Genomic DNA, 22,524 nt, shown 5'->3' on the forward strand with positions numbered 1-22,524 from the left:
CCGGGCCTGAGGACGGGAGCGGCTCCGCTCATCCCCGGGGCCGCATCGACCTCAGCTTCCCCCACACCGCCATCCGGTACCGCGAGGTGAACTCGGGGGTGCAGGTGGTCAGGGTGATGTAGTAGCCCGGCCGGTCGTACCCGTACCCGGGCCGGACGAGCGAGCGCGGCACGGGTCGTACGACACCCGAGTCGCGGGCGGACGTCCGCGGCAGGATCCGGTCGACGGTGTACGTGTAGACCGCCGCCCTCGTCTCCACCTCCACCGTGTCGCCCCGCCGGAGCCTCGGCAGGTACCGGAAGGGCTCGCCGTGGGTGTTGCGGTGCCCGGCGAGGGCGAAGTTGCCCGCCTGGCCCGGCTGCTGGGTGCCCGGGTAGTGGCCGACGTACCCCTTGTTCAGGACGTCCTGCTTGCTCACGCCCTCCGCGACGGGGACGCGGAGCCCCAGCCGGGGCACGAGGAGAACCGCGTACGCCTGGGAGCGGCGCGGCCTCCCGCCGACGACGGAGCCGGACGCCCCCCGCGGCCCACCGCCGCCCGCCCCGGCACCCGCCCCCGCGCCGGCGGGAGGCCGGGGACCGGCGGACGCCGACCCCGGGGACGCGCCGGGAGGGGACGCGCCTCCCGAAGGCACCCCGGTTCCGCCCCCGTTCCCCCACTCACGCTCCAGGGTGCGCACCTCCCGCGCGGCCCCCTGCCGCGCCTCCCGGTTGGTCCACCACAGTTGGTGCACGACGAGCAGCATGAGGACGGCCCCGACGGTGACCAGCAGTTCGCCGGAGCCGAGCAGCCCCCGCCGCCACCTCGCCCGCCTGCGGCGGTCCCGGTGCCGTACGACCCGCATCCGCACCCCCGCCTCCCACCGCCGGGCCTCCCGAGGAACCGCCCGCACGATAGGACGGGACACCTCAACTCGCCAGAGCGGCAGGGGATACGGGACGCGGGACCGCGGGAGCGAGCGCCGCACCACCCCCTGACACGGACTTCCTCAACGGGTTTGAGAAAGGGCTGTCACATACCTCGACAGCCCCACCCGGCACCCCCATGCTTCCTGTTGGCATGTGAGGGGGACGAGCCGGGCGCCGGCCGCGGCAGGCGGGCGTCACAGCCGCACGGAGAGGCGGAGACGAAGTCATGATCCGACGCAGAACGCTGCTCGCCGCGGCGGGCGGCGGCCTCCTGGGCAGCACCCTGGCCACGGGGACCGCCCACGCCGACGCCACGATCCCGGTCGACCCGTCGGCCGGCTACGGCACCTGGGAGGGCTGGGGCACCTCACTGGCCTGGTGGGCGAACGCCTTCGGCGCCCGGGACGACTTCGCGGACCTCTTCTTCACCACCGGTACGACGACGTACGGCGGCACCGCACTGCCCGGCCTCGGCCTGAACATCGCCCGCTACAACCTGGGCGCGTGCAGCTGGAACAGCGTGGGCGGCGAGACGATGACGGTTTCGCCGAACATCCCGTCCTTCAAGCAGATCGAGGGCTACTGGCAGGACTGGAACAACGAGGACCCCACCTCGTCGGCCTGGAAGTGGACGGCGGACGCCACCCAGCGCGCGATGCTGCGGAAGGCGACGGCGAGGGGCGCGGTGTCGGAGCTGTTCGCCAACTCCCCGATGTGGTGGATGTGCCTGAACCACAACCCGTCCGGGGCGGCCGCCGGCGGCAACAACCTCCAGTCGTGGAACCACCGCCGGCACGCCTCCCACCTCGCCGCCGTGGCCCTGTACGCCAGGCAGAACTGGGGGGTGGACTTCGCGACGGTGGAGGCCTTCAACGAGCCGTCCTCCGCGTGGTGGACGGCGACGGGCACCCAGGAGGGCTGCCACATCGACTCCTCCGTCCAGTCGGCCGTACTCCCTTATCTGCGAGCGGAGTTGGACAAGCGGGGCCTGACGGGCACGAGGATCTCGGCGTCGGACGAGACGAGCTACGACCTGGCCCGCACCACCTGGAACTCGTTCTCCGCCACCACCAAGGGCTACGTCGACCGCGTCAACGTCCACGGCTACCAGGGCTCGGGCGGCCGGCGCGACCTGCTGTACACGGACGTGGTCACCACTGCGGGCAAGGCCCTGTGGAACTCGGAGACCGGCGACGGCGACGGCACCGGCCTGGCCCTGGCGAGCAACCTCCTCTACGACTTCCGCTGGCTGCACCCGACGGCCTGGGTCTACTGGCAGGTGATGGACCCCAGCGCGGGCTGGGCGATGATCGCCTACGACGCGAGCACCCTCCAGCCGGGCGCAGTGCAGACGAAGTACTACGTCATGGCGCAGTTCAGCCGTCACATACGGCCGGGCATGACGATCCTGGACACCGGCGTGAGCTACGCGGTGGCGGCCCTGGACAGGACGTCGAAGCGCCTGGTGATCGTGGCCGCGAACACCGGCGCCACGGCCCGGACGCTCACCTTCGACCTGTCCGGGTTCACGACCGTGACGGGCGGGACGGGCGGCCTGGTCCCCCGCTGGAACACGGTGACGACGGGCGGCGCGGACCTCTACACACCCCACACGGACATCCGCCTGTCCGGCAGGACCCTGACGGTCCCGTTCGCGGCGAAGTCGGTGCAGACGCTCCAGGTGGACGGGGTGACGCCGTAGCGGACCCCGTCCAGGGGGAGGGAAGGAAGGACGAGAATCCGCCCCGGCGGGGCCCTGCCGGGGAACTGATGGTGCCCTGCCGGGGACCCCCGAGGGCGCAGACGGCCGGGGCGTCCTCCTCCTGTGTCACCGGTCGGCAGTACGGTGTCACCCATGCGCCCCGACACGCCTGCCGAGAACGTCGACCACACCGCCGAAGCGGCACGCCTGGAGCGAACCGCCGGCCTGTACCCCGAGGACGCGGAGGCCCTGCTCCTGCGCGCCGCGGCCCACCTGGAGCTCTCCGGCGACCGCCCCGCCGCGACGACGCTCTACGACCGCCTGCTGTCGTCCTCGGACGAGCTGGAGGACCCCCACCTCGTCCGCGCCCTGAAGGCCTCGAACCTGTGGGAGTACGGCCACGAAGCGGAGGCACGGGCGATCATCGACGGCGTCCGCATGTCGGCGCCGCGCGATGCGGCCCCGTGGGTGATCGTGGCGGAGTCCCTGGAGGCGCACGACGAGCTGGAGGCCGCGGAGGAGACCTTCACGGAGGGAGCCCGCCTGCTCCTGCCGGAGGGCACGGAACCGCCGCGCGCCACCCACCCGCTCCTGTACGGCCGCCACCGCGTGCGCCGCATGCGGGGCCTGCCCCACGACGACTGGGACACCCTGGCGGACACCCTCCACACCTCCCCCGTGCCGCTGGACGAACTCCACGACCCCAAGCGGGTGTGGTCCCTGGGCTCGGACAACCCGGCGGAACTGGCGGCGGAGATCTCCCGCCTCCGCGCCGAACTCGGCGCCTACCGGGAGGCGCTGTCCCGCCCGTTCCCGGTGGCCGTCCTGCACTGGCCGGCCACCGAACTGACGGAACTGCTCTCGGCCTACGACGCCCTGGCGGCGGAGTACCCCTCCCACGAGACGCACCTGGCGACCATAGAGGCGTCCCTGCGCGAACTGGCGTCCTCCGGTACCGCGAACCTGGGCATCGTCACCGGCACGGTCCCGTCCTACGAGGCGTTCGCGGCCTCGGAGGGCTCGAGCCCGTCCGACCCGACCCTCCTGCCCCAGTACGCCACGACCCTGGCGGCCCGGGGCCGCGCGGTGGCGTGGCCGCCGCAGCGCGGGGCCTCGTGCTGGTGCGGCTCGGCCCGGACGTACGGCGCCTGCCACGGAACGCAGGAGCCCGTCGCGGGCGTCTGAGAGACGAGGGTGGGCCGGGGCACCTGGGCCGGCCGACGGCCTCCGGGAGCCTGCGTACGGCGAGGAACCCGCACCCACCAGACCGAGGAGAGGGCCCGGCCATGCCCCACCCCTGGCCCGTCGTGGCCCTCTTCTTCGCCGCGTTCTGGACGCTCGTCGGCGCCCACGGCACCCGTGCCGCCCTGCGCGCCCGCCGGTCACTGGACCTACTGGGCGTGCCGGGGGTCCGGACGAGAGGCGAGGTGGCCAACTCGGCCCGCCGGGTCGGCACGTCGTACCACCCGCCCCAGATCCGGTACCAGGCCCCACCACCCGGCCACCCCACCGCACCCGCCACCCGGACCTACCGCCAGGTCCCCCTGAACCCCGGCTCCCCCAACGCCCTCTACCGCGGCACCCCGGTCGTCCTCCGCTACGACCCGGGGGACCCAAGCCGCGCGGTGGTGATCCGCACGGCGAAGTCCTACTCGCCTACGGCGAATCTGGTCTGGTGCGTGTTTTGCATGGCACTCGGCATCGGGCTGGGCGTTCTTGCGCTTCTGTAACCGGGAGCCGCTGGAAACCGGCTCACCGGACATAGGCGCGGTGGCCGCGCCCCGAAGGCCAGCCCTTCCAGCCCCGCTGTCAGTGCCTCCTGTTACAACAGAGGCACGTCGAGAGTGGTGGAGGGGGCCAGGTGACGGACTCGGGGGGACGGATGCAACCGGTCGCTGGCGTGTACGAGCAGCTGATCACCGAGGATGTGCGCAGGGAGCTCGGCCAGCTCGAGGCCCTGGGGTGGAAGGCCGTCGATGGTGAAGTGGGCACCGAGTCGACGCCTCACGTGCTTGCCCGCCACATCGGTGAGGTGGTCGCGCGCAGGCTCAACCAACTCCCGGCCGACCAGCAGGTCACCTACGCCAACCGCATCCTGGCCTCCCTGAACGCCGACGCCCTTGCGCAGAGTGATCCGGAGCCCATAAGCGCAGTCGCGGAAGGCCCCCGCCAGTTGCTCGCGCTCGCCAAGCAGGAAGCACCGGGTGCGTACGCGATCCGTCCGCTCACCCCGCTTTCCGAGACGTCACTCCTCACGAACTCCCCGGAGGACCTCAGCCTCGGCTCGGAGCTGCGAGCCGAGCTCGCCACGGCGGACCGCATCGATCTGCTCTGCGCGTTCGTGAAGTGGTACGGCATCCGGGTCCTGGAAGACGCGCTGCGCGCCGCCAAGGAGCGAGGCGTACAGATCCGGGTCATCACGACCACGTACATGGGTGCCACCGACCGCCACGCGCTCGACCGTCTCGTCCGCGACTTCGGTGCCACCGTCAAGGTGAACTACGAGATCCGATCTACCCGCCTGCACGCCAAAGCGTGGCTGTTCCGGCGCGACACGGGCTTCGACACGGCCTACGTCGGCAGCTCGAACCTCTCCAGGGCCGCACTGCTGGATGGTCTGGAGTGGAACGTCCGTCTGTCCTCGATCGCAACGCCTGCGGTGCTGGACAAGTTCGAGGCGACCTTCGAGGCGTATTGGAACGACTCGGCCTTCGAGACCTACGACCCCGACCTGCACGGTGAGCGCCTCGACGGCGCACTGGCCCAGGCAGGTGGCGGCACCTCCGCCAGCGACCTGAAGATCAACCTGTCCGGTCTGGAGGTACGTCCCTTCCCGCACCAGCGGGACATGCTGGAGCGGCTCACCGTCGAACGGGAGATCCGCGGCCGGCACCGGAACCTGCTGGTCGCGGCGACCGGAACAGGCAAGACGGTGATGGCGGCCCTGGACTACCGGAGCCTGTGCAGGACTTCGGAGAGCACACGGCCGAGGCTGCTCTTCGTGGCCCACCGCAAGGAGATCCTCAAACAGTCGCTCCGCACCTACCGGGAAGTACTGGACGACGCCTCGTTCGGCGAGCTACTGCACGCCGGCACGGAGCCCCGCGCCTGGGACCACGTGTTCGCGAGCGTCCAGTCCCTCCATGTCCCGCGGCTTGAGCAACTGGCCCACGACCACTTCGACATCATCGTCATCGACGAGTTCCACCACGCCACCGCCACCACGTACCGGCGGGTTATCGACCACTTCGCACCGCGTGAGTTGCTGGGCCTCACCGCCACACCCGAGCGGATGGACGGCCGGAACGTCCAGGACGAGTTCTTCGACGGCCGAATCGCCGCCGAAATGCGACTGTGGGAGGCGCTGGAGAACGACCTGCTCTGCCCCTTCCACTACTTCGGCATTCCTGACGGCACAGACCTGACGAACCTCGGCTGGCAGAAGGGCGCCTACACCGACCAGGACCTGGACAACCTCTACACGGGCAACCACGCCCGCGCCCGGATCGTGGTGAAGCAGATCCGGGACAAGGTCTCCCATCCCGGCGCCATGAAGGCCCTGGGCTTCTGCGTCACCAAGGCGCACGCCCACTTCATGGCGGACTTCTTCCGCCAGGCCGGTTTCCAGGCCGTCGCTCTCGACAGTGAGTCTCCCGCCGAGTTGCGCGCCAGGGCCCTGACCGAGCTGCGCGACGGGAAACTCCAGGTGATTTTCTCCGTCGACCTCTTCAACGAGGGGCTGGACATCCCCGACGTCGACACACTGCTCCTCCTCCGTCCCACCAACAGCGCCACCGTCTTCCTCCAGCAGTTGGGGCGCGGTCTGCGGCGCACCGAAACAAAGCCCGTGCTCACCGTCCTCGACTTCATCGGGCAGCACCGGGCGGAGTTCCGCTTCGAGGAGCAGTTCCGCGCCCTCACCAATCTCTCGCGGAACCGACTCGTCGAGCACATCGAGCGGGACTTTCCGCTCCTGCCGTCGGGCTGCCAGATCCTTCTGGAGGGCAAGTCCAAAGACCTCGTCCTGAACAACATCCGCACTCAGCTCAGCGCCAACGTCCGAACGCTGGCGAACGAGGTCAGGGCGTACAGCACACCACGTCTGTCCGACTACCTCCGCGAGAGCCGCCGGGAGGTCAAGGAGCTCTACAAGAGCGGCAACTCCTGGACGGCTGTCCTCCGACGCGCCGGCCTGATCCAGGAGGCTCCGGCACCGGGTGAGGCAGCACTACTCAAGCGAGCCCACGCATTCCTCCACGTGGACGATCCCGAGCGCGCCGCGGCCTATCTCCGGCTCCTCGACGACGACGCCCCACCGTACGAGGAACTGCCTGCGACCGAGCAGTCGTATGCCCGCATGTTGTTCTTCAACCTCTGGGACGACGCGGGTGGGTTCACCAGCTTCCAGGAGGGTCTTGACTCGCTGCGTCCTCAGCAAGTGTTCAGGGACGAGCTGCGTCAGGTGCTGTCTCATGTCATGGAGCAGGCGGATCACGTCCCGATTCCGCTGACAGGCCGCCTCAGCAAGGTGCCGCTGAGGGTGCACTGCGCGTACAACCGATCCGAGATCCTCGCTGCCCTTGGTGTAGCTCGCTTCAACGGACAGATGCCCCGTTCCTTTGCCCAAGGAGTGCAGTGGGTCGAGGAGCTCCGGACGGACGCTCTGCTGATCACACTGGAGAAGGACGAGAAGGACTTCTCACCCACGGTCCGCTATAAGGACTACGCCTTGAGCCCGACGCTCTTCCACTGGGAATCCCAGAACTCGACCGCGGAGGACTCACGCACCGGGTTGCGATATCGACAGCACGACGATCGCCACAGCCATGTCCTGCTCTTCGTGCGCCGCTACAAGAACACCGACATAGGCAAGTCCCAGCCGTGGATGCTCCTTGGCCCGGCCACCTTCGAGCGCCACACGGGCAGCAAGCCGATGGCGATCACCTGGCGTCTGAAGCACCAGCTGCCAGCAGACGTCTGGACCTATGCGGCGATCACGGCGAGCTGAGACACACGCCCGCTGGGAAAGTCAGTCCTCCCCATCCTGTCCCTCGTCGTGATGCCGCTTGCCGGGATGGCCGTGCGGGTTCGGGTGCGGGTGCGGTGGAGTGGCTGGTTTCTGGGGGTGGTGTCGGGCGGGGGGGTTCTCGGGCTCGGGGGTGGTCGGGGGGCGGTGCGTGGTCGAGAGGATGTGTGTCTGGGCCGGGCGGGCCGACGAGATCAGGTTGAGGTTCCTGGATATGGGCTCGGCCTGGGGGGTGGTCGGCTTGGGGGCCGGGGTGCCGGGGGTGCCGCTGGGGGTCTTGGTCTTCGGGGCGGGGCGTGGGTGGTCGGGGGTGGTCGCGGCCGCGTCCGTGTGGTTGGCGTTCGTTCCGCTGGTGCCCGGGGCGACGGCGAGGGTCGTGCCCAGAGCCACGGAGAGCGCGGCCAGGGCGCCCACCGCCAGGCGGTGGCGGCGGTGGGCGCCCGGTGCTGGCGCTTCTGTTCGGTCATGGGTGCGGAGCGGCAGGACAGGGGCCGCCCGGTGCGTTCGCTCCAGGTCGTTCGTGGCGGGGTGCGGCGCCGGTAGGGACGGGCCCCGGTCCGGGGTGAGGGCTGTCTGCAGCGGCTCGTGCGGATGGCTCTCGGGGGTCAGGGCGGCGAGGACCTGCGCGCACTCGGCCGCGTCCGGGCGGGACGCCGGGTCCTGGGACGTCATCGACCGCAGCAGGCCGGCGAAGTCCGAGGGGAGCCAGGCGGGGACTTCGGGGGCGCGCAGGAGGCGGGCGAGCGCTGCCTCCAGCGGGGTGCCCCGGTACTCCGGTGTTCCCTTCAGGCACTCCAGCAGGACCAGTCCGAGCGCGTAGACGTCGGCGGCCGGGCCGACGCGTCCGCCCTCCACCTGCTCCGGTGCCAGATAGGCGGCCGTGCCCGTCAGCACGTCGGGTGCGGTCTGGCGGGTGGCGTCCGCGAAGAGCGCGATGCCGAAGTCCGCCAGGTGGGGGTTCCCGGCCCGGTCCAGCAGGACGTTCGATGGCTTGACGTCGCGGTGGACTATGTCGGTCCTGTGGACGTAGGCCAGCGCCCCGGCCAGGGAGGCGCCGAGCGCGGCCACACGCGGCTGGGGCAGCGGTCCGCTCGTCAGGAGGCTGTGCAGGCTGGGGCCGTCGACCAGTTGCATGACCAGGTAGGTCCGGTCCTCGTGGCGGCCGGAGTCGTACACCGTGACCAGTCCGGGGTGCTGGAGGCCGGCGAGGAGGACGGCCTCCATGGCGAGGCTCTCCTCGGTCTGCGGGCCGGGGCCCGGCCGGAAGACCTTGACCGCCACGGGCCGCCTGAGGCGCATGTCGAGGCCCTCGTAGACGTCGGCCATGCCTCCCGATCCGATTCTGGCGCCCAACCGGTAACGACCGGAAAGGACATCGGCGGACCGCGAGTCCGCTCGGACCGGCGCGGGGGCCGGCGGGGCTGCTGATCGGCGGGCCTTCATCTGGTTCTCCGTTGCTGTCACCGCATACCGGACTCGGCCATGGGCCGTGCTGGGGAAGCGAGTACCCGAGGGTCTGTCAGCTATCCGGCCCGGTCGGGGTCCGGAATGATCCGGAGTGGTCCGGAGTGATCCGGAGTGGTCAGGAATGGAACCGGTGGCTCGATCGCGGCCGAGGGCCATCCCGGACGCAGGTCCAAGTCCGGTGGCGGGAACAGGGTTCGGACCGGGGAAGCAGGGGGCGGGCGCCGCAGGGCGGTGGTGCGGCGCCCCGCGTACGAGGGCTACGCCGTCGGTGCCGTCGACGGCATCGGCGGCGCCAGGTCCGCCCGGCCGAACAGGATGGCGTAACCGTGCGGGAGTTGGGCCAGCACCCGGGTCGTCAGGGGTTCGTCCAACTGGTCCGCCAGGACGCCGAGGACCGAGCTGACGTCCCAGCGGGCCGTCGCGGGGGTCGAGCCCTCGATGCGGGACGCCACCAGCTCCACGAACTCCCGGGCGGGCAGCGGGTGGACGACCGGGATCTGGGACGCGACCACCCTGCCCGCCTCCGGGGGGAGGGACTGGGCCAGGGCCACGCGTTCGTCGCCGGTCACGTGCGTGCCCAGGAAGGACAGGACGGTACGGGTCACCGCCTCGGCCTCCGCGGCCGTCGCGTACTGACCCGCCTCCCGCACCGCCCGCGTCAGTTCCAGCCAGCCGGCCTCTCCGGCCGAGTCGCGGGTGTCGGGACGCGGGGTCGGGGCGGGGATGGTGGATCTGTGCTGCGGGGCTGCCACGGTCATGGCCGGCTCCTCCTCCGGGACGCTTCGGAACTCCGCACGCCCTGTACCCCCGATCATGGCCGCCATGGGACGGGGTTCGGCCAATGTCTGGCCGCCCGGAAACTTGACAAACCCGGACTCAGGTTCGAAGACCCCGCTCACCTGCCGGTTAGCCTCGAAGCGCAACGAAGAGGACATCAGGAGCAGGAGGCACTCATGGCCAGGGTTCCCAGCGCGGTCGTCGCCGCGACCGGGCTCGTCGGTGGGTACGGCGTCGCCCGCTGGACCAAGAAGCGGCAGCTCGGCGGGGCCGTGCTGGCCGTCGCCGGTGCCGCCGCCGCGCAGCGGTGGCGGCAGCAGGCGGGCGGGAAGGCCGCCGGTGCGCTCACCGCCGCCTACGTCGCCGCGTTCGCCGGCGCCCACCCGCTGGCCAAGAAGGTCGGCGCCTGGCCCGCGGTCTTCGGTGTCGCCGGCGCCGTGGCCCTCGCCTCCTGGGCCGTCGCCGACCGGCGCCACTCCTAGCCCGGGCCTCAGCCGACCCACCCGCCGCGGCTCCCGCCCGAGGGGCGCGGGCGGGTGGGGCGGACGCGTTTCCCGGTCGACGCGGCGTTGCGGGCGCTACAGGTCGCCCGGCTTGACCTCCGTGAGGCCGTACCGCACGGCCACCGGAGCCCAGAGCCTGGCGAACCGGCCCTTCGCCTTGTTCGCCGCCTCGTTGTGGCCGCCGGCCACGTCGTAGTCCGAAGCGCTGCTCCCCGCGCAGCCCGTCACCGGGTCCTCCTCCACGGCGGCCAGGACGTCCGAGGCCCAGGAGTAGTAGTCGCGGTCGGCCGACGCGGACGCCGTCCACGCCTGCGACAAAGCTTCCACCGCGGCGTTCAGGTCGTCGTTCGCGTCCGGTTCGAGCAGCTGGAGACGGCGGACGAAGTCGTCCCGGCGATCCGCCACGGTGAGGAACTCCTTCCGCGCTTCCCGTAGGGGGGCCGGGCCGAGCGAGCAGTCGCGTACGGCTTCGACGGCTGCCCCCACCCGGCCACGCAGGGAAGCGTTCTCCTTGAGCAGGGCGTCCGCTTCCGTCACCGTGGCCGGTACGGCCGGGGACGGTGAGCCCGATGGTGACTGGCTTGTGGTGGCGTCCTCGCCGTCGGTTGCGGGCTGCCGGCTCGGCACCGCCTCCCCCGCGGAGGCAAGGGTCGATGCGGGCGAAGGCGTCGCGGCGAGTATGTGCGGCCGCGCGGCGCCGCCACCGAGGCGCAGGGCCAGCGCGGTCGCGCCACCCGCCACCAGGGCCGTCGCCAGGAGGGTCACGGCGATGGTCACTCCCCTGCCACGGCCGGGCCCCTGGGATGCCGGGGGCGGCGACACGGGCTGTTGTCCCACGGGGAACGAGGTCGCGGGAACGGGGGCGAGGGCGGCCACCGGCGTGGGGGGCGACTGTGCGGCGTGCGGCTGGGAGGGCCGGGGGCGCGGCCGAGGTCCCGCCGGCGTCCGAGCGTCTTCGAGCCGTGCCGGTGACACCGGCGGCGGGACCGGCACGGGTGCCGGCTGAGTGGGCTGAGCGTCGCCCACGGCGGAAGGCTCGTCAGCGGCTTCGGACGCGACGTACCCGATCTCCACCGAGTCCTGGTCCAGAGCCCCTGGCGCGTCCGGAGCCCCTGGCGCGTCCGGAGCCTCCGGCGCGTCCGGAGCCTCCGGCGCGTCCGGCTCCTCCGGCGCGGGCGCGGCCGAGGGCGACGGGCGCGGCCGAGGGCACGGGAGCGGTGGCGGCCCCGGTCCCAGGCGCGGCCGCAGGAGCAGGGGCAGAGGCCGGAGGAGCAACAGGCACAGGAGCAGAGGCAGAGGCCGGAGGAGCAATAGGCGCAGGAGCGGGGGCAGGAGGAGCGGCGAGGGTCGCGGGAGCGGCCGGAGCCGCGGGCCGCTCCGCCGGCCGCTGCGCGGGAATCCCGTCGAGGAGAGGCCCCTCCACCCCGGCCCCGTCCACCCCGGCCCCCTCCGCCGCGGCCACCCACACCCCGGCCGCCTCCATCCCGCCCGGCCCCCGCAGGAACCGCGCCGCCCTCGGGACGACGAACAGGCCGAGGGCCGCCCACACGGCCGCCCCCAGCGCCGCGCCCAACACGGAGAGGCCGACCGAGACCTGCGCCTTCGCCCCGGCGGGAAGCAGATCGGCCGCGAACGCCTGCACCACGTTCACGAGGCTGCCCTCGACGGAGACGTCGACGCTGTCGCCGGTCACCGTCGCCGCTGCCGTGAACAGCAGTACGAAGCACACCAGGACCCGCAGGCGCGCCGCCTGGTCCGCTCCCCGGCGGAGGGCGGTCCTGCTCAGCAGCAGCACCGTACCGACGCCGAGCAGCACCGACAGCCACAGCCAGCCGCTCAGTTGGTGGAGGTCGAACAGGGAGACGCCGAAGTCGCCGCTCCCCGTCGCCGCGCCGCCGAACTCGTCCGTCACGCGCGGGAGTCCGGAGAGCGTGAGGTCGAACGGGACACCGAACCCGAACCCCAGGGCGATCACGCCCAAGTTGGGGGCGAACGCGACGGCGGGGACCAGCGCCGAGGACCCGCCCCGCGCCACCAGCGCCAGGACACTCACGACACCGCCCGCCGCGACCGGCACGGCCAGGCACACCAACGCGTCGCGAGCCGCCGTCAGCCACAGCCGGGCTCTCTGCGCCGATCCACCGCGTGCCACGTATGCCGTGATCGCGGGACGCCACAGCGTGCGGCAGAGCACCGCGGCGGCCAGCAGCGCCGTCCACCAGCCCGCGGCCCAGGGCGAGGACGACACGGTGAGCGAGACGCCCCGCTCGGCCACGTCCGGCAGGCCGCCGCCCATGGACCCCTCGGAACCCATCAGGCCCATGGGGTTCGACGCCCCGTCGGTCGACGGGTCCATGAGCGGAACCGACGTGCCCGCCACCCAGGCCAGCACCATGGTCAGCACCGTGCCGAGCAGCAGGGCGCGTACCCCGGCCAGGGCGGACTCCCCCGGCGCCGCCCGCTCGGACATCGCCTCGGCGCGCCTCGCGTGCCGTACCGCGCCCAGCCACCAGGCACCGGCGTACAGCAGCGTGACGGTGAGCGGTACGGCCAGCAGGTGCGCCGAGGCCGTGAGCGTCGTCGACTGCTCGCCCAGGGCAACTTCCAGCTCCGCGCCGACCGAGGTCAGCACGAGCGCGAGGCCGGCGCCGAACGCCTGCCCGAACACGCCTCCTTGGGCGCTGGACACGCACGCCACGATCAGGGTCAGCACCAGCAACACGGCGACCGGGTAGGCCACGATGCGGGCGGGGCCGGTCCAGTCGCCCTGGGCCAGGCGCAGCAACGCGGCGGTGCCCGCGGGGTTCCCGGGGCCGGCCGGAGCGGCGGCCGGCCGTGGCGGGGGCGGGGGTGCGGCCGGCATGGGCGGTGGCTCCGGTGCCGGCTCCGGAGCGCGGGTGGGGCGGCCGCAGGCACCGCAGAAGCGGGCCTGTCCGGCCAACTGGGCCTCGCAGTGCGAGCAGGTGGGAGGCATGACCTGTGCTCCTCGACGACGACTACGTTGTCAGGCCCCGCCAGGGGCAAAGAGGCGCGCGGCCGCCGAAGGCAGCCGCGCGGTGACGCGTCCAGGGGCACTGAACGAGGCGCGACGATCTTGGCACGGAGCAGGCCATGTTGTGAAGATGATGTGTGCGTCGACTGGCGCCGAAGCGACGGCTCGGCAGATCGTCACAGCTCAGAACGGACCGACGTCACGCTCTCCACCTCGACGCGAGGACACGCGATCTTCACATTTCTGTCTGGAACGACTGTGTCTGGAACGACTGTGTCTGGAACGAGCGCGCCTGGAACGACCGCCGGTACGCCTGTGGGCTCGTCCCGACCACCCGCCGGAAGCGATCCCTGAAGGCCGTCGAGGAGCCGAAGCCCGCCTGTGCGGCGATCCGCTCCACCGGGTACGCCGTCGTCTCCAGCAGGTACTGCGCCCGCCGCACCCGCGCCCGGTGCAGCCACTGCAGCGGTGTCGTGCCCGTCTGCTCGCGGAAACGGCGGTTGAGGGTACGGCTGCTCATGCGGGCCTGCGCCGCGATCTCGTCCAGGGTGAGGTCACGGTCGCAGTGGGCCTCCAGCCAGGCCAGCAGCGGCTCCAGGGTCGCACCGGCGGGGGCCGGGGGCAGGTCGTGGACGATGAACTGGGCCTGCCCGCCCTCCCGTTCGAGCGGCATCACGGACATCCGGGCCGCGTGCGCGGCGACCGCCGAACCGTGGTCCCTGCGGATCATGTGCAGGCACATGTCCAGGGCCGCCGCGGCGCCCGCCGAGGTGAGGAACTGGCCGTTGTCGACGTAGAGGACGTTCGGATCCACGACGATCCGCGGGTACCTCTCCGCGAGCGTCCCGGCCGCCTTCCAGTGGGTCGTCGCCCGCAGGCCGTCCAGCAGGCCGGTGGCCGCGAGGACGAACGCGCCCACGCAGATCGACGCGACGCGCGTGCCGTTCGCCGCCGCCGCGCGCACCGCGTCCACCACGCCGGGCGGCAGCGGGCGGGCCGGGTCCGCCACCCCGGGCAGGACGATCGTGTCCGCCTCCGCCAGTGCCTCCAGCCCGTACGGCGCCCGCACCGCGAAGGCGCCGGCCGCGGCGCCCACCTCCCCCGCCGGGGAGCACACCCGGACCCGGTAGCCGGGACGGCCGTCCGGCAGCCGGGCCCATCCGAAGGTGTCGATCGGGACGGACAGGTCGAACGGGATCACCTGGTCCAGCGCCAGGACGGCCACGGAGTGCATGGCAGGAAAGTAGCTCTACGACGGGAACGCGCCAAACCGCGGCGAGCCCGCCGGACGGCGGCGCCAACAGGCCCCGGGGGCCACCCTCGGCGCCAGTCACCTCATGTCGGAGGCATCGGAATCGTTCACGGAAACCGCCGACGGGAAGCGCGGCGGGCACGGTCAGGCCACTGGCGGGAATCCGTCGCTACCTGGCAATCCCGCCACTTCTGCGATGATCAGCCGCCCGCATAGCGTCCCCCCGTGACCAAGCTCCTCCTCGCCGTCCACGTCCTCGCCGCGATCGTCGCCGTCGGGCCCGTGACCGTCGCCGCCAGCATGTTCCCGCCCGCCGCCCGCCGGGCCGTGGCCGCCCCGGACGACGTCCGGGCCGCGCAGACCCTGGGCCTGCTGCACCGGATCTGCCGCGTGTACGCCGTCGTCGGCCTCGTCGTCCCGGTGTTCGGGTTCGCCACCGCGAGCCGGATGGGCGTGCTCGGCAGCGCGTGGCTGATCGTGTCCATCGCGCTCACGGCCCTGGCCGCGCTCGTGCTCGCCGCCCTGGTGCTGCCCGCCCAGACCGTGCTCGTGGAGGGCGGCGGCACGCGCGCGAGGACCGTGCGGCTGGCCATGTTCACCGGCGTGTTCAACCTGCTGTGGGCGGCCGTGACGATCCTCATGATCGTGCGGCCCGGTTCGACGACCGGCGCCTGACCGCCCACCGGACGGCCCCGCCCGACCGGCCGGCCGCAACCGACAAGCCGCCCGACGCTCCCGCCGGACGGCCCCCGCCCGCGCCCTACGGCTCCGTCCGCGCGTGCCCTACAGCTCCGTCTGCCCCGCACCCTTCAGCGCGGTCAGGTCGAAGACGTCGCCCATCCGGGCGAAGCCCAGGTCGCTGGGGTGCAGGTGGTCGCCGGAGTCGTACTCCGGGCGCAGCCGACGCGGGTCGTACGGGTCCCTGAGCGACCTGTCGAAGTCCACGACGGAGTCGTACACCCGTCCGGCCCTGATCCGGGCGTTGACCTGCTGCCGTACGGCCTCCCGGGCCGGGGTCCAGCCGCGGTGGCCCTCGAAGGGCATGAGGGTGGCGCCGACGACCTTCAGGCCGCGGGCGTGGGCCTGGCGGACCAGGGTGCGCAGCCCCTCGACGATCTTGTCGGGGTCCGCGAGCCGGGGGTTGCGCAGGATGTCGTTGATGCCGAGGTCGATCACGACGACCTTGGCGTTGGTCCGGGACAGCGCGTCCCGGCCGAAGCGGCCCAGACCGCTCTGGTTCTCGGCCGGGCGGCCGAGACCGTCCGCGAGCACCTGGTTGCCGCTGATGCCCTCGTTGACGACGCCGTAGCGCGGCAGGGCGTCACCGCTCTCCACGGCCGTGCGCAGCCGCCCGGCCAGCACGTCGGTCCAGCGGCGGTTGGCGCCCACGGTGGACGTTATCCCGTCGGTGATGGAGTCGCCGAAGACGACGACCGTGCCCGCGGCCTCGTTGCTGAGGACGTCAAGAGCCGTCACATACCGCCAGTACGGCGTCCGTTCGGTGTACGGGGTGCCGGTCGCGTCCTCGGTGCGGTCGCCCTGGGCGACGTACGACACCTGCTGCGCGTGCGGGTGGTAGGTCACCGGGCCCGACGGCGTCGGCGAGTACGTGGTGACCAGCACGTCCGTGTCGTGCGGAACGGTCAGCCGGACCACGTCGCTGAGCACCTGGCCGCCCGCCGGGATCACGACACCGCCGGAGCCGTCGAAGGTCAGGCGCCGCATCGTTTCCGCGGCCGCCGCGGCGCTGCCGTCACCCGCCGACAGGGCCACCGAGGCGTGCGAGATCGTCAGCGGCGACTGGCCGTAGAGGTTGGACAGCGTGATGCGGGCACTCGTCCCTGCGGTGCTCGCGTGCACGACGTTGCGCACCGACCGGCCGGCCAGCCCGGCGGTCTCGGTGCCCGGCTCGCCGCCCGCGGGCGCCGTCGACCAGGAACCGACCCAGGTACCGGTCGAGGCGGGAGCGACGGAGGAGCCGCGATGCGGACGATCGCCGGCGAAGGAACTGCGGGGGGTGCCGTCGTCGGCGGCCGCCGTGACGTAGATGACGGCGGACAGAATCACCACCAGCGCGGCGAGCGCGCTCAGGACGGCATAACCATGACGCTTGGTCACGCTTGTGTTGTTCTCCTCGAGAGATGGGAGCCCCGGGCTCCGATCCGATGAGTCCATGATGCGTCATGAACCAGGGAGAGCTGACAGGGACCTGCCGCAAACCCCCCGAGGAGACAGACGCCGGGAACTCCTGTTCCGTTCCGGGAGTCGGTCAGGAAGGGACAATTGTGTGCGGGATCACCGAACGGGTGGAGCTGATGGAACACACGGAGACGGAAACACCGGACCGGACCACGTCGTACCGGACCATGACCGCCTTCACCCCCGCCGACGAGGAACGGCGGCGCGGGGTACGGCGCATGAAACTGACGGCGACCGGCATGCTGCTGTTCGTGGCCGTCGTCTACGTCCTGGCGAAATGGGCCTCGCACCAGGGCGCGGGCACCTGGACGGAGTACGTGGCGGCGGCCGCCGAGGCCGGCATGGTCGGCGCGCTCGCCGACTGGTTCGCGGTCACCGCACTCTTCCGGCACCCCCTCGGCCTGCCCATCCCGCACACCGCGATCATCCCCACCAAGAAGGACCAGCTCGGCGTCTCCCTCGGCGAGTTCGTCGGCGAGAACTTCCTCTCCCAGGACGTCGTACGCCAGCGGCTGCGCGCCGTCGGCATCGGCAGCCGGCTCGGCGCCTGGCTGGCCGAACCCGACCACGCCGACCGCGTCACCGCCGAACTGGCCACCGCCCTCAGGGGCGCCCTCACCGTCCTGCGCGACTCCGACGTCCAAGCCGTCGTCGGAGAGGCCGTCACCCGGCGCGCCAACGCCCAGGAGATCGCCCCCGGCATCGGCAAGATGCTGGAACGGGTCGTCGCCGACGGCGGCCACAAACGCGTCGTCGACCTCGTCGTCGGCCGCGCCCACGACTGGCTCGTGCTGCACCGCACCGACGTCATGGTCGCCGTCGAGGGCGGCGCGCCCGGCTGGACCCCGCGGTTCGTCGACAAGAAGGTCGGCGAACGCGTCTACAAGGAACTGCTGCGCTTCTGCACCGAGATGCGCGACATGCCCTCCCACCCCGCCCGCGGCGCCCTCGACCGCTTCCTCACCGACTTCGCCTCCGACCTCCAGTCCGACACCGACACCCGCGCCCGGGTCGAACGCCTCAAGGGCGAGGTCCTGGGCCGCGGCGAGGTCCAGGACCTCATCGCCTCCGCCTGGACCGCCGTCCGCTCCATGATCGTCGCGGCCGCCGAGGACGAACGCAGCGAACTCCGGCTGCGGGTACGGGCCGCCCTGCTGTCCCTCGGCTCCCGCATGGCGAGCGAGCCGAAGGTCCAGGACAAGGTCGACACCTGGGTCGAGGGCGCCGCCGTGCACGTCGTCACCACCTACCGCAAGGAGATCACCTCCCTGATCACCGACACCGTCGCCGGCTGGGACGCCGAGCACACCACCCGCAAGATCGAGGCCCACATCGGCCGCGATCTGCAGTTCATCCGTATCAACGGCACCGTGGTCGGCTCCCTCGCCGGCCTGGCCATCTACGCCCTCTCCCGCGGCCTCGGGGCCTAATCGCACCGGACCAGGGCACCCGACTCCTCGTCCTCGACGAGGAGGGAGCCCATGAGCACTGCAGCCGAAGCGCCGTCACCCGGGAACGGCCGGACCATCACCACCAACATCCCCGCCCGACTCGACCGCCTCCCCTGGTCCCGCTGGCACTGGACCATCGTGATCGGGCTGGGAACGGTGTGGATCCTCGACGGCCTTGAGGTCACGGTCGTCGGCAACATCGCGGGCCGCCTCTCCGAACCCGGCAGCGGCCTCGCCATCTCCTCCGGCCAGATCACCGGCATGGCCGCCGCCCTGTACGTGGCCGGCGCCTGTGCCGGCGCCCTCTTCTGGGGCCGGCTGACCGACCGCTTCGGCCGCAAGAACCTGTTCATGATCACCCTGGCCGTGTACCTCGCGGCCACCGCGCTGACCGCCGTCTCCTTCGCCCCCTGGTGGTTCTTCGTCTTCCGGTTCCTGACCGGCTTCGGCATCGGCGGCGAGTACGCGGCGATCAACTCCGCGATCGACGAACTGATCCCGGCCAAGTACCGCGGCCGCGTCGACCTGATGATCAACGGCAGCTTCTGGCTCGGCGCCGTCGGCGGCTCCCTGCTCTCCATCGTCGCCCTCAACACCGACCTGCTGCCCGCGAACCTCGGCTGGCGCCTGACCTTCGCCCTCGGTGCCGTCCTCGCCCTGGTCATCCTCCTCGTACGACGCCACGTCCCCGAGAGCCCCCGCTGGCTGCTGATCCACGGCAGGGACCGGGAGGCCGAGGAGATCGTCACCGGCATCGAACGGCGCATCGAGTCCGAGCAGGGCGAAGCGCTCGCCGCGCCCGAGGGCGAGCTGGAGATCCACCAGCGCAAGGACGTCAAGTTCCTGGAGATCGCCCGCACCATCTTCGCCGACTACCCCAAGCGGGCCACCCTCGGCTTCTCCCTCTTCATCGGCCAGGCGTTCCTCTACAACGCGATCACCTTCGGCTTCGGCGCCATCCTCACCAAGTTCTTCGACGTGCCCGCCGACCACACCGGCTACTACTTCGCCGTCATCGCCATCGGCAACTTCTGCGGCCCGCTGCTGCTCGGCAAGCTCTTCGACACCGTCGGCCGCCGGATCATGATCTCCTCGACCTACCTGCTGTCCGGCCTCCTGCTGTTCGGCACCGCCTGGCTCTTCGACCGCGGCTCGCTCAGCGCGAGCACCCTCACCGCCTGCTGGTGCGCGGTCCTCTTCTTCGCCTCCGCGGGCGCCTCCAGCGCCTACCTGACGGTCTCCGAGATCTTCCCGATGGAGACCCGGGCCATGTCCATCGCCTTCTTCTACGCCCTCGGCACCGCCGCAGGCGGCATCAGCGGCCCGCTGCTCTTCGCGGACCTCACCAGCACCGGCAAGGTCGGCGACACCGTCCTCGCCTTCCAGATCGGCGCCACCTTGATGTGCCTGGCCGGGCTGGTCGCGGCCGCGCTCGCGGTACGGGCCGAGGGCCGCTCCCTGGAGGACGTCGCCCGCCCGCTGTCCGCCGTCGCGAACAAGGCGAAGACGGCGACCCGGAACGCCCGCGCCGCCGGTTCCACCCGCGGCGGCCACGGCCCCACGGCCCCGCCGGCGGTCGGAAGGCCGTGACCCGCGCGACGCCGCGAGCGGGCGACGCGACGTAGCTGCCCTGGGCCCCCGGAAGGGGGCCCAGGGCAGCCGCTCGCGGGCCGGCAGGGCGTGAGCCGGTTACGCCGGTTACGCATGAGGCCGAGGGCGGACCCACCCCGCTCGGCGGACCGCGCCCCGCCCAGGCCGACGGCAGGGGCCCACTGTCCCACCTGCGGCGAGCAGGGCGTGGGCCTTCGGGCCATGGTGGCCGAACCATGACGGCCGGGAGGCCGTGAGCCGCCCAGGCCGTCGGGCGGGTCCCACTGTCCCGCCTGCGGCCGGCGTAGGGCCTGCCCCGCCCAGGCTGCCGACAGGGCCCATGGCGCCGCCGAGGGGCTCCAGAGCGCGGGCCGTGGGACCGGGCCCACCACGGCCGGGAGGCCGTGACCCGCACAGGCCGACAGCAGAGGCACGCGGCCCCGCCGACGGCCGGCAGGGCGTGGGTCGTGGGACCGGACCCGCCACGGCCGGGAGGCCCTGACCCGCCCAGGCCGACAGCAGAGGCACGCGGCTCCGCCCGCGGTCGGCAGGGCGTGACGCGCGAGCGCCGTGGGGGCCGGGCTCACCACGGCCGGGACGCCGTACGTCCAGGCCACCGGCAGGACCCCACGGCGCGGCCCCCGGCCGGCAGGCCGTGAACGGTCCGGGCCTCGGGGCCCCCGGCCACCAGGGATACTGGCCCCCATGACCCGCCTGATCCTCGCCACCCGTAACGCCGGAAAGATCACCGAGCTGAGGGCCATCCTCGCCGAAGCAGGGCTCCCCCACGAGCTGGTCGGCGCCGACGCCTACCCCGACATCCCCGACGTCAAGGAGACCGGCGTCACCTTCGCCGAGAACGCCCTCCTCAAGGCGCACGCGCTGGCCCGGGCCACCGGTCTGCCCGCCGTCGCCGACGACTCCGGTCTCTGCGTCGACGTCCTGGGCGGGGCCCCCGGCATCTTCTCCGCCCGCTGGGCGGGCCGGCACGGCGACGACAAGGCCAACCTGGACCTGCTGCTCGCCCAGCTCTCCGACATCGCGGAGGAGCACCGGACCGCGCACTTCGCGTGCGCCGCGGCGCTGGCGCTGCCGGACGGCACCGAGCGGGTGGTCGAGGGCCAGCTGCGGGGCGTCCTGCGGCACGCGCCGGCCGGCACGAACGGTTTCGGCTACGACCCGGTGCTCCAGCCCGACGGCGAGACCCGCACCTGCGCGGAGCTGAGCCCCGAGGAGAAGAACGCGATCAGCCACCGCGGCAAGGCGTTCCGGGCGCTGGCGCCGGTGGTGCGGGAGCTGCTGGGCTGACGGCACGGAAACGGCCTGCGAGTCGAGCTTTCGATTCGCAGGCCGTCGGTGTGCGGCGGAAGGGATTCGAACCCTCAAGCCCGATCAAGGGCCACAGGACCTAAACCTGCTGCGTCAGCCGTTGCGCCACCGCCGCTGGCCGTTTGTCATCGTACCGGGAGAGCTCCGCCGCCTACTGCCGCCCCTGCACCAGGTGCTGGTGATCGCATGGCAGTTGGGGCAGAGCAACCGCAGGTTCTCCCGTCGGTCGTCCCGCCAGTCGCCGTTGATGTGGTCGACCTCCAGTGTCAGGGGACTCCCGCGCCACTCGGGCCCGACCCCGCACCGGGCGCACCCTTCGGGCACGCCGACGTCGAGCAGTGCGCGCCGCAGGCGCCGCGTCGAGATCCGGGGGCCGGTGTCGCGACGGATCAGGACGTCCTCCGGCCGCTTGGCGTTCCTGCTCCGCTTCCCCCGCTGGTGGGCCCGGCCCAGGAAGTGGTCGGTGACCAGTCCGTCGGCGGCGATCCACCTCGTCACGTTCGCGCGCTGGGTGCCGTTGTCGGCAAGCCCGAGGCGGCGAAGCAGTTCGGCCACCGACGCCGACGCGTCCACGGCCGACCGCAGCTCTTCCCGTTCGGGACGCGGCTTCCGCTCACGCGCGTACCTCATACGGCACGTGCCCGGTCCCGGCGTGCGCCGCGGCCCCGGTACCGGTCCGTCGTGGAGTGGCAGTTGGGGCAGAGCAACCGCAGGTTGGGGAGACGGTTGTCCCGCCAGTCACCGCTGATGTGGTCCACCTCCAGTGGCAGCGGCTCGCCGAGCCAGACCGGCCCGATGCCGCACAGGGCGCACCGTTCCTCGACGCCCATCTCGGTCATCGCCCTCTTGAGACGTCCGCTCGGGACCCGTCCCGCTCGCGTCGACGCATCTCTGACGAGGATCTCCGCGGCGGTGCGTCGGCGCCGGTTCTCCCTCATGCGCTCCGTCCGTACCACCGGCGTGAAGTGTGAGGTGTCGATGCCGTAGCTCTTGATCTTGCGGCCGATGTGCGTGTGATGACCGCCGACGACCCCCAGTCCGAGATGGCGCAGTACGTCGTTCAGGCTGCAGGAAGCCGCCACCGCCGCTTCCAGGACCTCTCTCGTCCACTTCACCCCCTCCCGCTCGAAGTGCGACACGTCCACCCCGAGCTTCCTCATCCGCTCCCGGACGTACCGCCGCGTCGGGCTCCGGGGGTCCGCTCCCAGGTTCTCCAGTGCCTCCGAGAGCGTCCGCGCGCCGTGTGCCGCTTCCTGCAGCCGTTCCCTGGTGTACGTGCCGGCCCCCATCGCTCCCCCTCCGTCCTGGCCACGTGTTCGTGGCTCGTA

Annotated in this window: 18 protein-coding genes and 1 tRNA gene; 9 read left to right on the forward strand and 10 right to left on the reverse strand. The window is 72.2% G+C overall.

The genetic code is table 11. The features are described 5' to 3' along the window. Positions 1-28 precede the first annotated feature (28 nt). Positions 29-850 carry a class E sortase gene (locus B446_RS15010; RefSeq protein ID WP_043475642.1) on the reverse strand — a complete coding sequence of 274 codons (822 nt, stop codon included), beginning with the start codon at positions 848-850 and terminating at the stop codon, positions 29-31. A gap of 284 nt (positions 851-1,134) precedes the next feature. Here B446_RS15010 and B446_RS15015 point away from each other — a divergent pair, with 284 nt between their 5' ends. From B446_RS15015 to B446_RS15030, 4 genes are all read left to right on the forward strand, one after another. Beyond that, entirely contained in the window at positions 1,135-2,610 is a 1,476-nt protein-coding gene (locus tag B446_RS15015; RefSeq protein WP_020940296.1) for an endo-beta-1,6-galactanase, read from the forward strand. 153 nt (positions 2,611-2,763) lie between these two features. Next, a complete protein-coding gene (locus B446_RS15020; protein ID WP_020940297.1) occupies positions 2,764-3,795 on the forward strand; it encodes an SEC-C domain-containing protein in 1,032 nt (343 codons plus the stop codon). A gap of 101 nt (positions 3,796-3,896) precedes the next feature. Continuing rightward, on the forward strand, positions 3,897-4,340 hold the full coding sequence (locus B446_RS15025) for a DUF3592 domain-containing protein (RefSeq protein WP_020940298.1): 444 nt from the start codon (positions 3,897-3,899) through the stop codon (positions 4,338-4,340). Between the two features lie 152 nt (positions 4,341-4,492). Beyond that, positions 4,493-7,618: a DUF3427 domain-containing protein gene (locus B446_RS15030; protein ID WP_043478339.1), complete on the forward strand. Its 3,126-nt coding sequence runs from the start codon at positions 4,493-4,495 to the stop codon at positions 7,616-7,618. Positions 7,619-7,639: 21 nt separating this feature from the next. On the opposite strand, the gene B446_RS36100 is transcribed toward B446_RS15030, so the two are convergent. Further along, entirely contained in the window at positions 7,640-8,962 is a 1,323-nt protein-coding gene (locus tag B446_RS36100; RefSeq protein ID WP_020940300.1) for a serine/threonine-protein kinase, read from the reverse strand. Positions 8,963-9,360: 398 nt separating this feature from the next. Next, positions 9,361-9,861 carry a DUF2267 domain-containing protein gene (locus B446_RS15040; RefSeq protein ID WP_020940301.1) on the reverse strand — a complete coding sequence of 167 codons (501 nt, stop codon included), beginning with the start codon at positions 9,859-9,861 and terminating at the stop codon, positions 9,361-9,363. Positions 9,862-10,056: 195 nt separating this feature from the next. On the opposite strand from B446_RS15040, the gene B446_RS15045 reads away from it, so the two are divergent. Further along, the gene (locus B446_RS15045) at positions 10,057-10,362 is read left to right on the forward strand and encodes a hypothetical protein (RefSeq protein WP_020940302.1); all 306 of its coding nucleotides are present in this window, start codon (positions 10,057-10,059) and stop codon (positions 10,360-10,362) included. 96 nt (positions 10,363-10,458) lie between these two features. On the opposite strand, the gene B446_RS15050 is transcribed toward B446_RS15045, so the two are convergent. The 3 genes from B446_RS15050 to B446_RS15060 all read right to left on the reverse strand — a co-directional run bounded on the left by B446_RS15050 (position 10,459) and on the right by B446_RS15060 (position 14,609). After that, positions 10,459-11,148: a hypothetical protein gene (locus tag B446_RS15050; RefSeq protein WP_043475645.1), complete on the reverse strand. Its 690-nt coding sequence runs from the start codon at positions 11,146-11,148 to the stop codon at positions 10,459-10,461. Between the two features lie 274 nt (positions 11,149-11,422). Then, positions 11,423-13,357 (reverse strand): zinc ribbon domain-containing protein, encoded by a 1,935-nt coding sequence (locus tag B446_RS39205; RefSeq protein WP_158506754.1) that lies wholly within the window; start codon positions 13,355-13,357, stop codon positions 11,423-11,425. 253 nt (positions 13,358-13,610) lie between these two features. Continuing rightward, positions 13,611-14,609, reverse strand: a complete 999-nt coding sequence (locus B446_RS15060) for a GlxA family transcriptional regulator (protein WP_020940305.1) — start codon at positions 14,607-14,609, stop codon at positions 13,611-13,613. 243 nt (positions 14,610-14,852) lie between these two features. Here B446_RS15060 and B446_RS15065 point away from each other — a divergent pair, with 243 nt between their 5' ends. Then, positions 14,853-15,302: a hypothetical protein gene (locus B446_RS15065; RefSeq protein ID WP_020940306.1), complete on the forward strand. Its 450-nt coding sequence runs from the start codon at positions 14,853-14,855 to the stop codon at positions 15,300-15,302. 108 nt (positions 15,303-15,410) lie between these two features. Here the strand turns inward: B446_RS15065 and B446_RS15070 are convergent, their stop codons facing one another. Then, a complete protein-coding gene (locus tag B446_RS15070; RefSeq protein WP_020940307.1) occupies positions 15,411-16,745 on the reverse strand; it encodes an SGNH/GDSL hydrolase family protein in 1,335 nt (444 codons plus the stop codon). A 197-nt stretch (positions 16,746-16,942) separates the two neighbouring features. On the opposite strand from B446_RS15070, the gene B446_RS15075 reads away from it, so the two are divergent. The 3 genes from B446_RS15075 to rdgB all read left to right on the forward strand — a co-directional run bounded on the left by B446_RS15075 (position 16,943) and on the right by rdgB (position 21,175). Continuing rightward, entirely contained in the window at positions 16,943-18,256 is a 1,314-nt protein-coding gene (locus B446_RS15075; protein WP_234967497.1) for a DUF445 domain-containing protein, read from the forward strand. Between the two features lie 51 nt (positions 18,257-18,307). Continuing rightward, positions 18,308-19,867, forward strand: a complete 1,560-nt coding sequence (locus B446_RS15080) for an MFS transporter (protein ID WP_020940309.1) — start codon at positions 18,308-18,310, stop codon at positions 19,865-19,867. Positions 19,868-20,572: 705 nt separating this feature from the next. Beyond that, a complete protein-coding gene (gene rdgB / locus B446_RS15085) occupies positions 20,573-21,175 on the forward strand; it encodes an RdgB/HAM1 family non-canonical purine NTP pyrophosphatase (protein WP_020940310.1) in 603 nt (200 codons plus the stop codon). Positions 21,176-21,226: 51 nt separating this feature from the next. Here the strand turns inward: rdgB and B446_RS15090 are convergent. The 3 genes from B446_RS15090 to B446_RS15100 form a co-directional block, all read right to left on the reverse strand. Continuing rightward, positions 21,227-21,311 (reverse strand) — tRNA-Leu (locus B446_RS15090). Then, on the reverse strand, positions 21,290-21,826 hold the full coding sequence (locus B446_RS15095; protein ID WP_020940311.1) for an HNH endonuclease signature motif containing protein: 537 nt from the start codon (positions 21,824-21,826) through the stop codon (positions 21,290-21,292). Before B446_RS15095 ends, B446_RS15090 begins: the two co-directional genes overlap by 22 nt. Continuing rightward, positions 21,823-22,485 (reverse strand): HNH endonuclease, encoded by a 663-nt coding sequence (locus B446_RS15100; RefSeq protein ID WP_020940312.1) that lies wholly within the window; start codon positions 22,483-22,485, stop codon positions 21,823-21,825. Before B446_RS15100 ends, B446_RS15095 begins: the two co-directional genes overlap by 4 nt. Between the last annotated feature and the right edge of the window lie 39 nt (positions 22,486-22,524).

Source organism: Streptomyces collinus Tu 365 (assembly GCF_000444875.1).
In the GTDB taxonomy this organism is placed as follows: domain Bacteria; phylum Actinomycetota; class Actinomycetes; order Streptomycetales; family Streptomycetaceae; genus Streptomyces; species Streptomyces collinus_A.

Bases quoted from the DNA above. Each gene is read 5' to 3' on its own strand.
- rdgB (WP_020940310.1), top strand. From the start codon at position 20,573: ATGACCCGCCTGATCCTCGCCACCCGTAACGCCGGAAAGATCACCGAG.
- B446_RS15040 (WP_020940301.1), bottom strand. From the start codon at position 9,861: ATGACCGTGGCAGCCCCGCAGCACAGATCCACCATCCCCGCCCCGACC.
- B446_RS15080 (WP_020940309.1), top strand. From the start codon at position 18,308: ATGAGCACTGCAGCCGAAGCGCCGTCACCCGGGAACGGCCGGACCATC.
- B446_RS36100 (WP_020940300.1), bottom strand. From the start codon at position 8,962: ATGGCCGACGTCTACGAGGGCCTCGACATGCGCCTCAGGCGGCCCGTG.
- B446_RS15075 (WP_234967497.1), top strand. From the start codon at position 16,943: ATGGAACACACGGAGACGGAAACACCGGACCGGACCACGTCGTACCGG.
- B446_RS15095 (WP_020940311.1), bottom strand. From the start codon at position 21,826: ATGAGGTACGCGCGTGAGCGGAAGCCGCGTCCCGAACGGGAAGAGCTG.
- B446_RS15045 (WP_020940302.1), top strand. From the start codon at position 10,057: ATGGCCAGGGTTCCCAGCGCGGTCGTCGCCGCGACCGGGCTCGTCGGT.
- B446_RS39205 (WP_158506754.1), bottom strand. From the start codon at position 13,357: ATGCCTCCCACCTGCTCGCACTGCGAGGCCCAGTTGGCCGGACAGGCC.
- B446_RS15020 (WP_020940297.1), top strand. From the start codon at position 2,764: ATGCGCCCCGACACGCCTGCCGAGAACGTCGACCACACCGCCGAAGCG.
- B446_RS15100 (WP_020940312.1), bottom strand. From the start codon at position 22,485: ATGGGGGCCGGCACGTACACCAGGGAACGGCTGCAGGAAGCGGCACAC.
- B446_RS15030 (WP_043478339.1), top strand. From the start codon at position 4,493: ATGCAACCGGTCGCTGGCGTGTACGAGCAGCTGATCACCGAGGATGTG.
- B446_RS15060 (WP_020940305.1), bottom strand. From the start codon at position 14,609: ATGCACTCCGTGGCCGTCCTGGCGCTGGACCAGGTGATCCCGTTCGAC.
- B446_RS15025 (WP_020940298.1), top strand. From the start codon at position 3,897: ATGCCCCACCCCTGGCCCGTCGTGGCCCTCTTCTTCGCCGCGTTCTGG.
- B446_RS15015 (WP_020940296.1), top strand. From the start codon at position 1,135: ATGATCCGACGCAGAACGCTGCTCGCCGCGGCGGGCGGCGGCCTCCTG.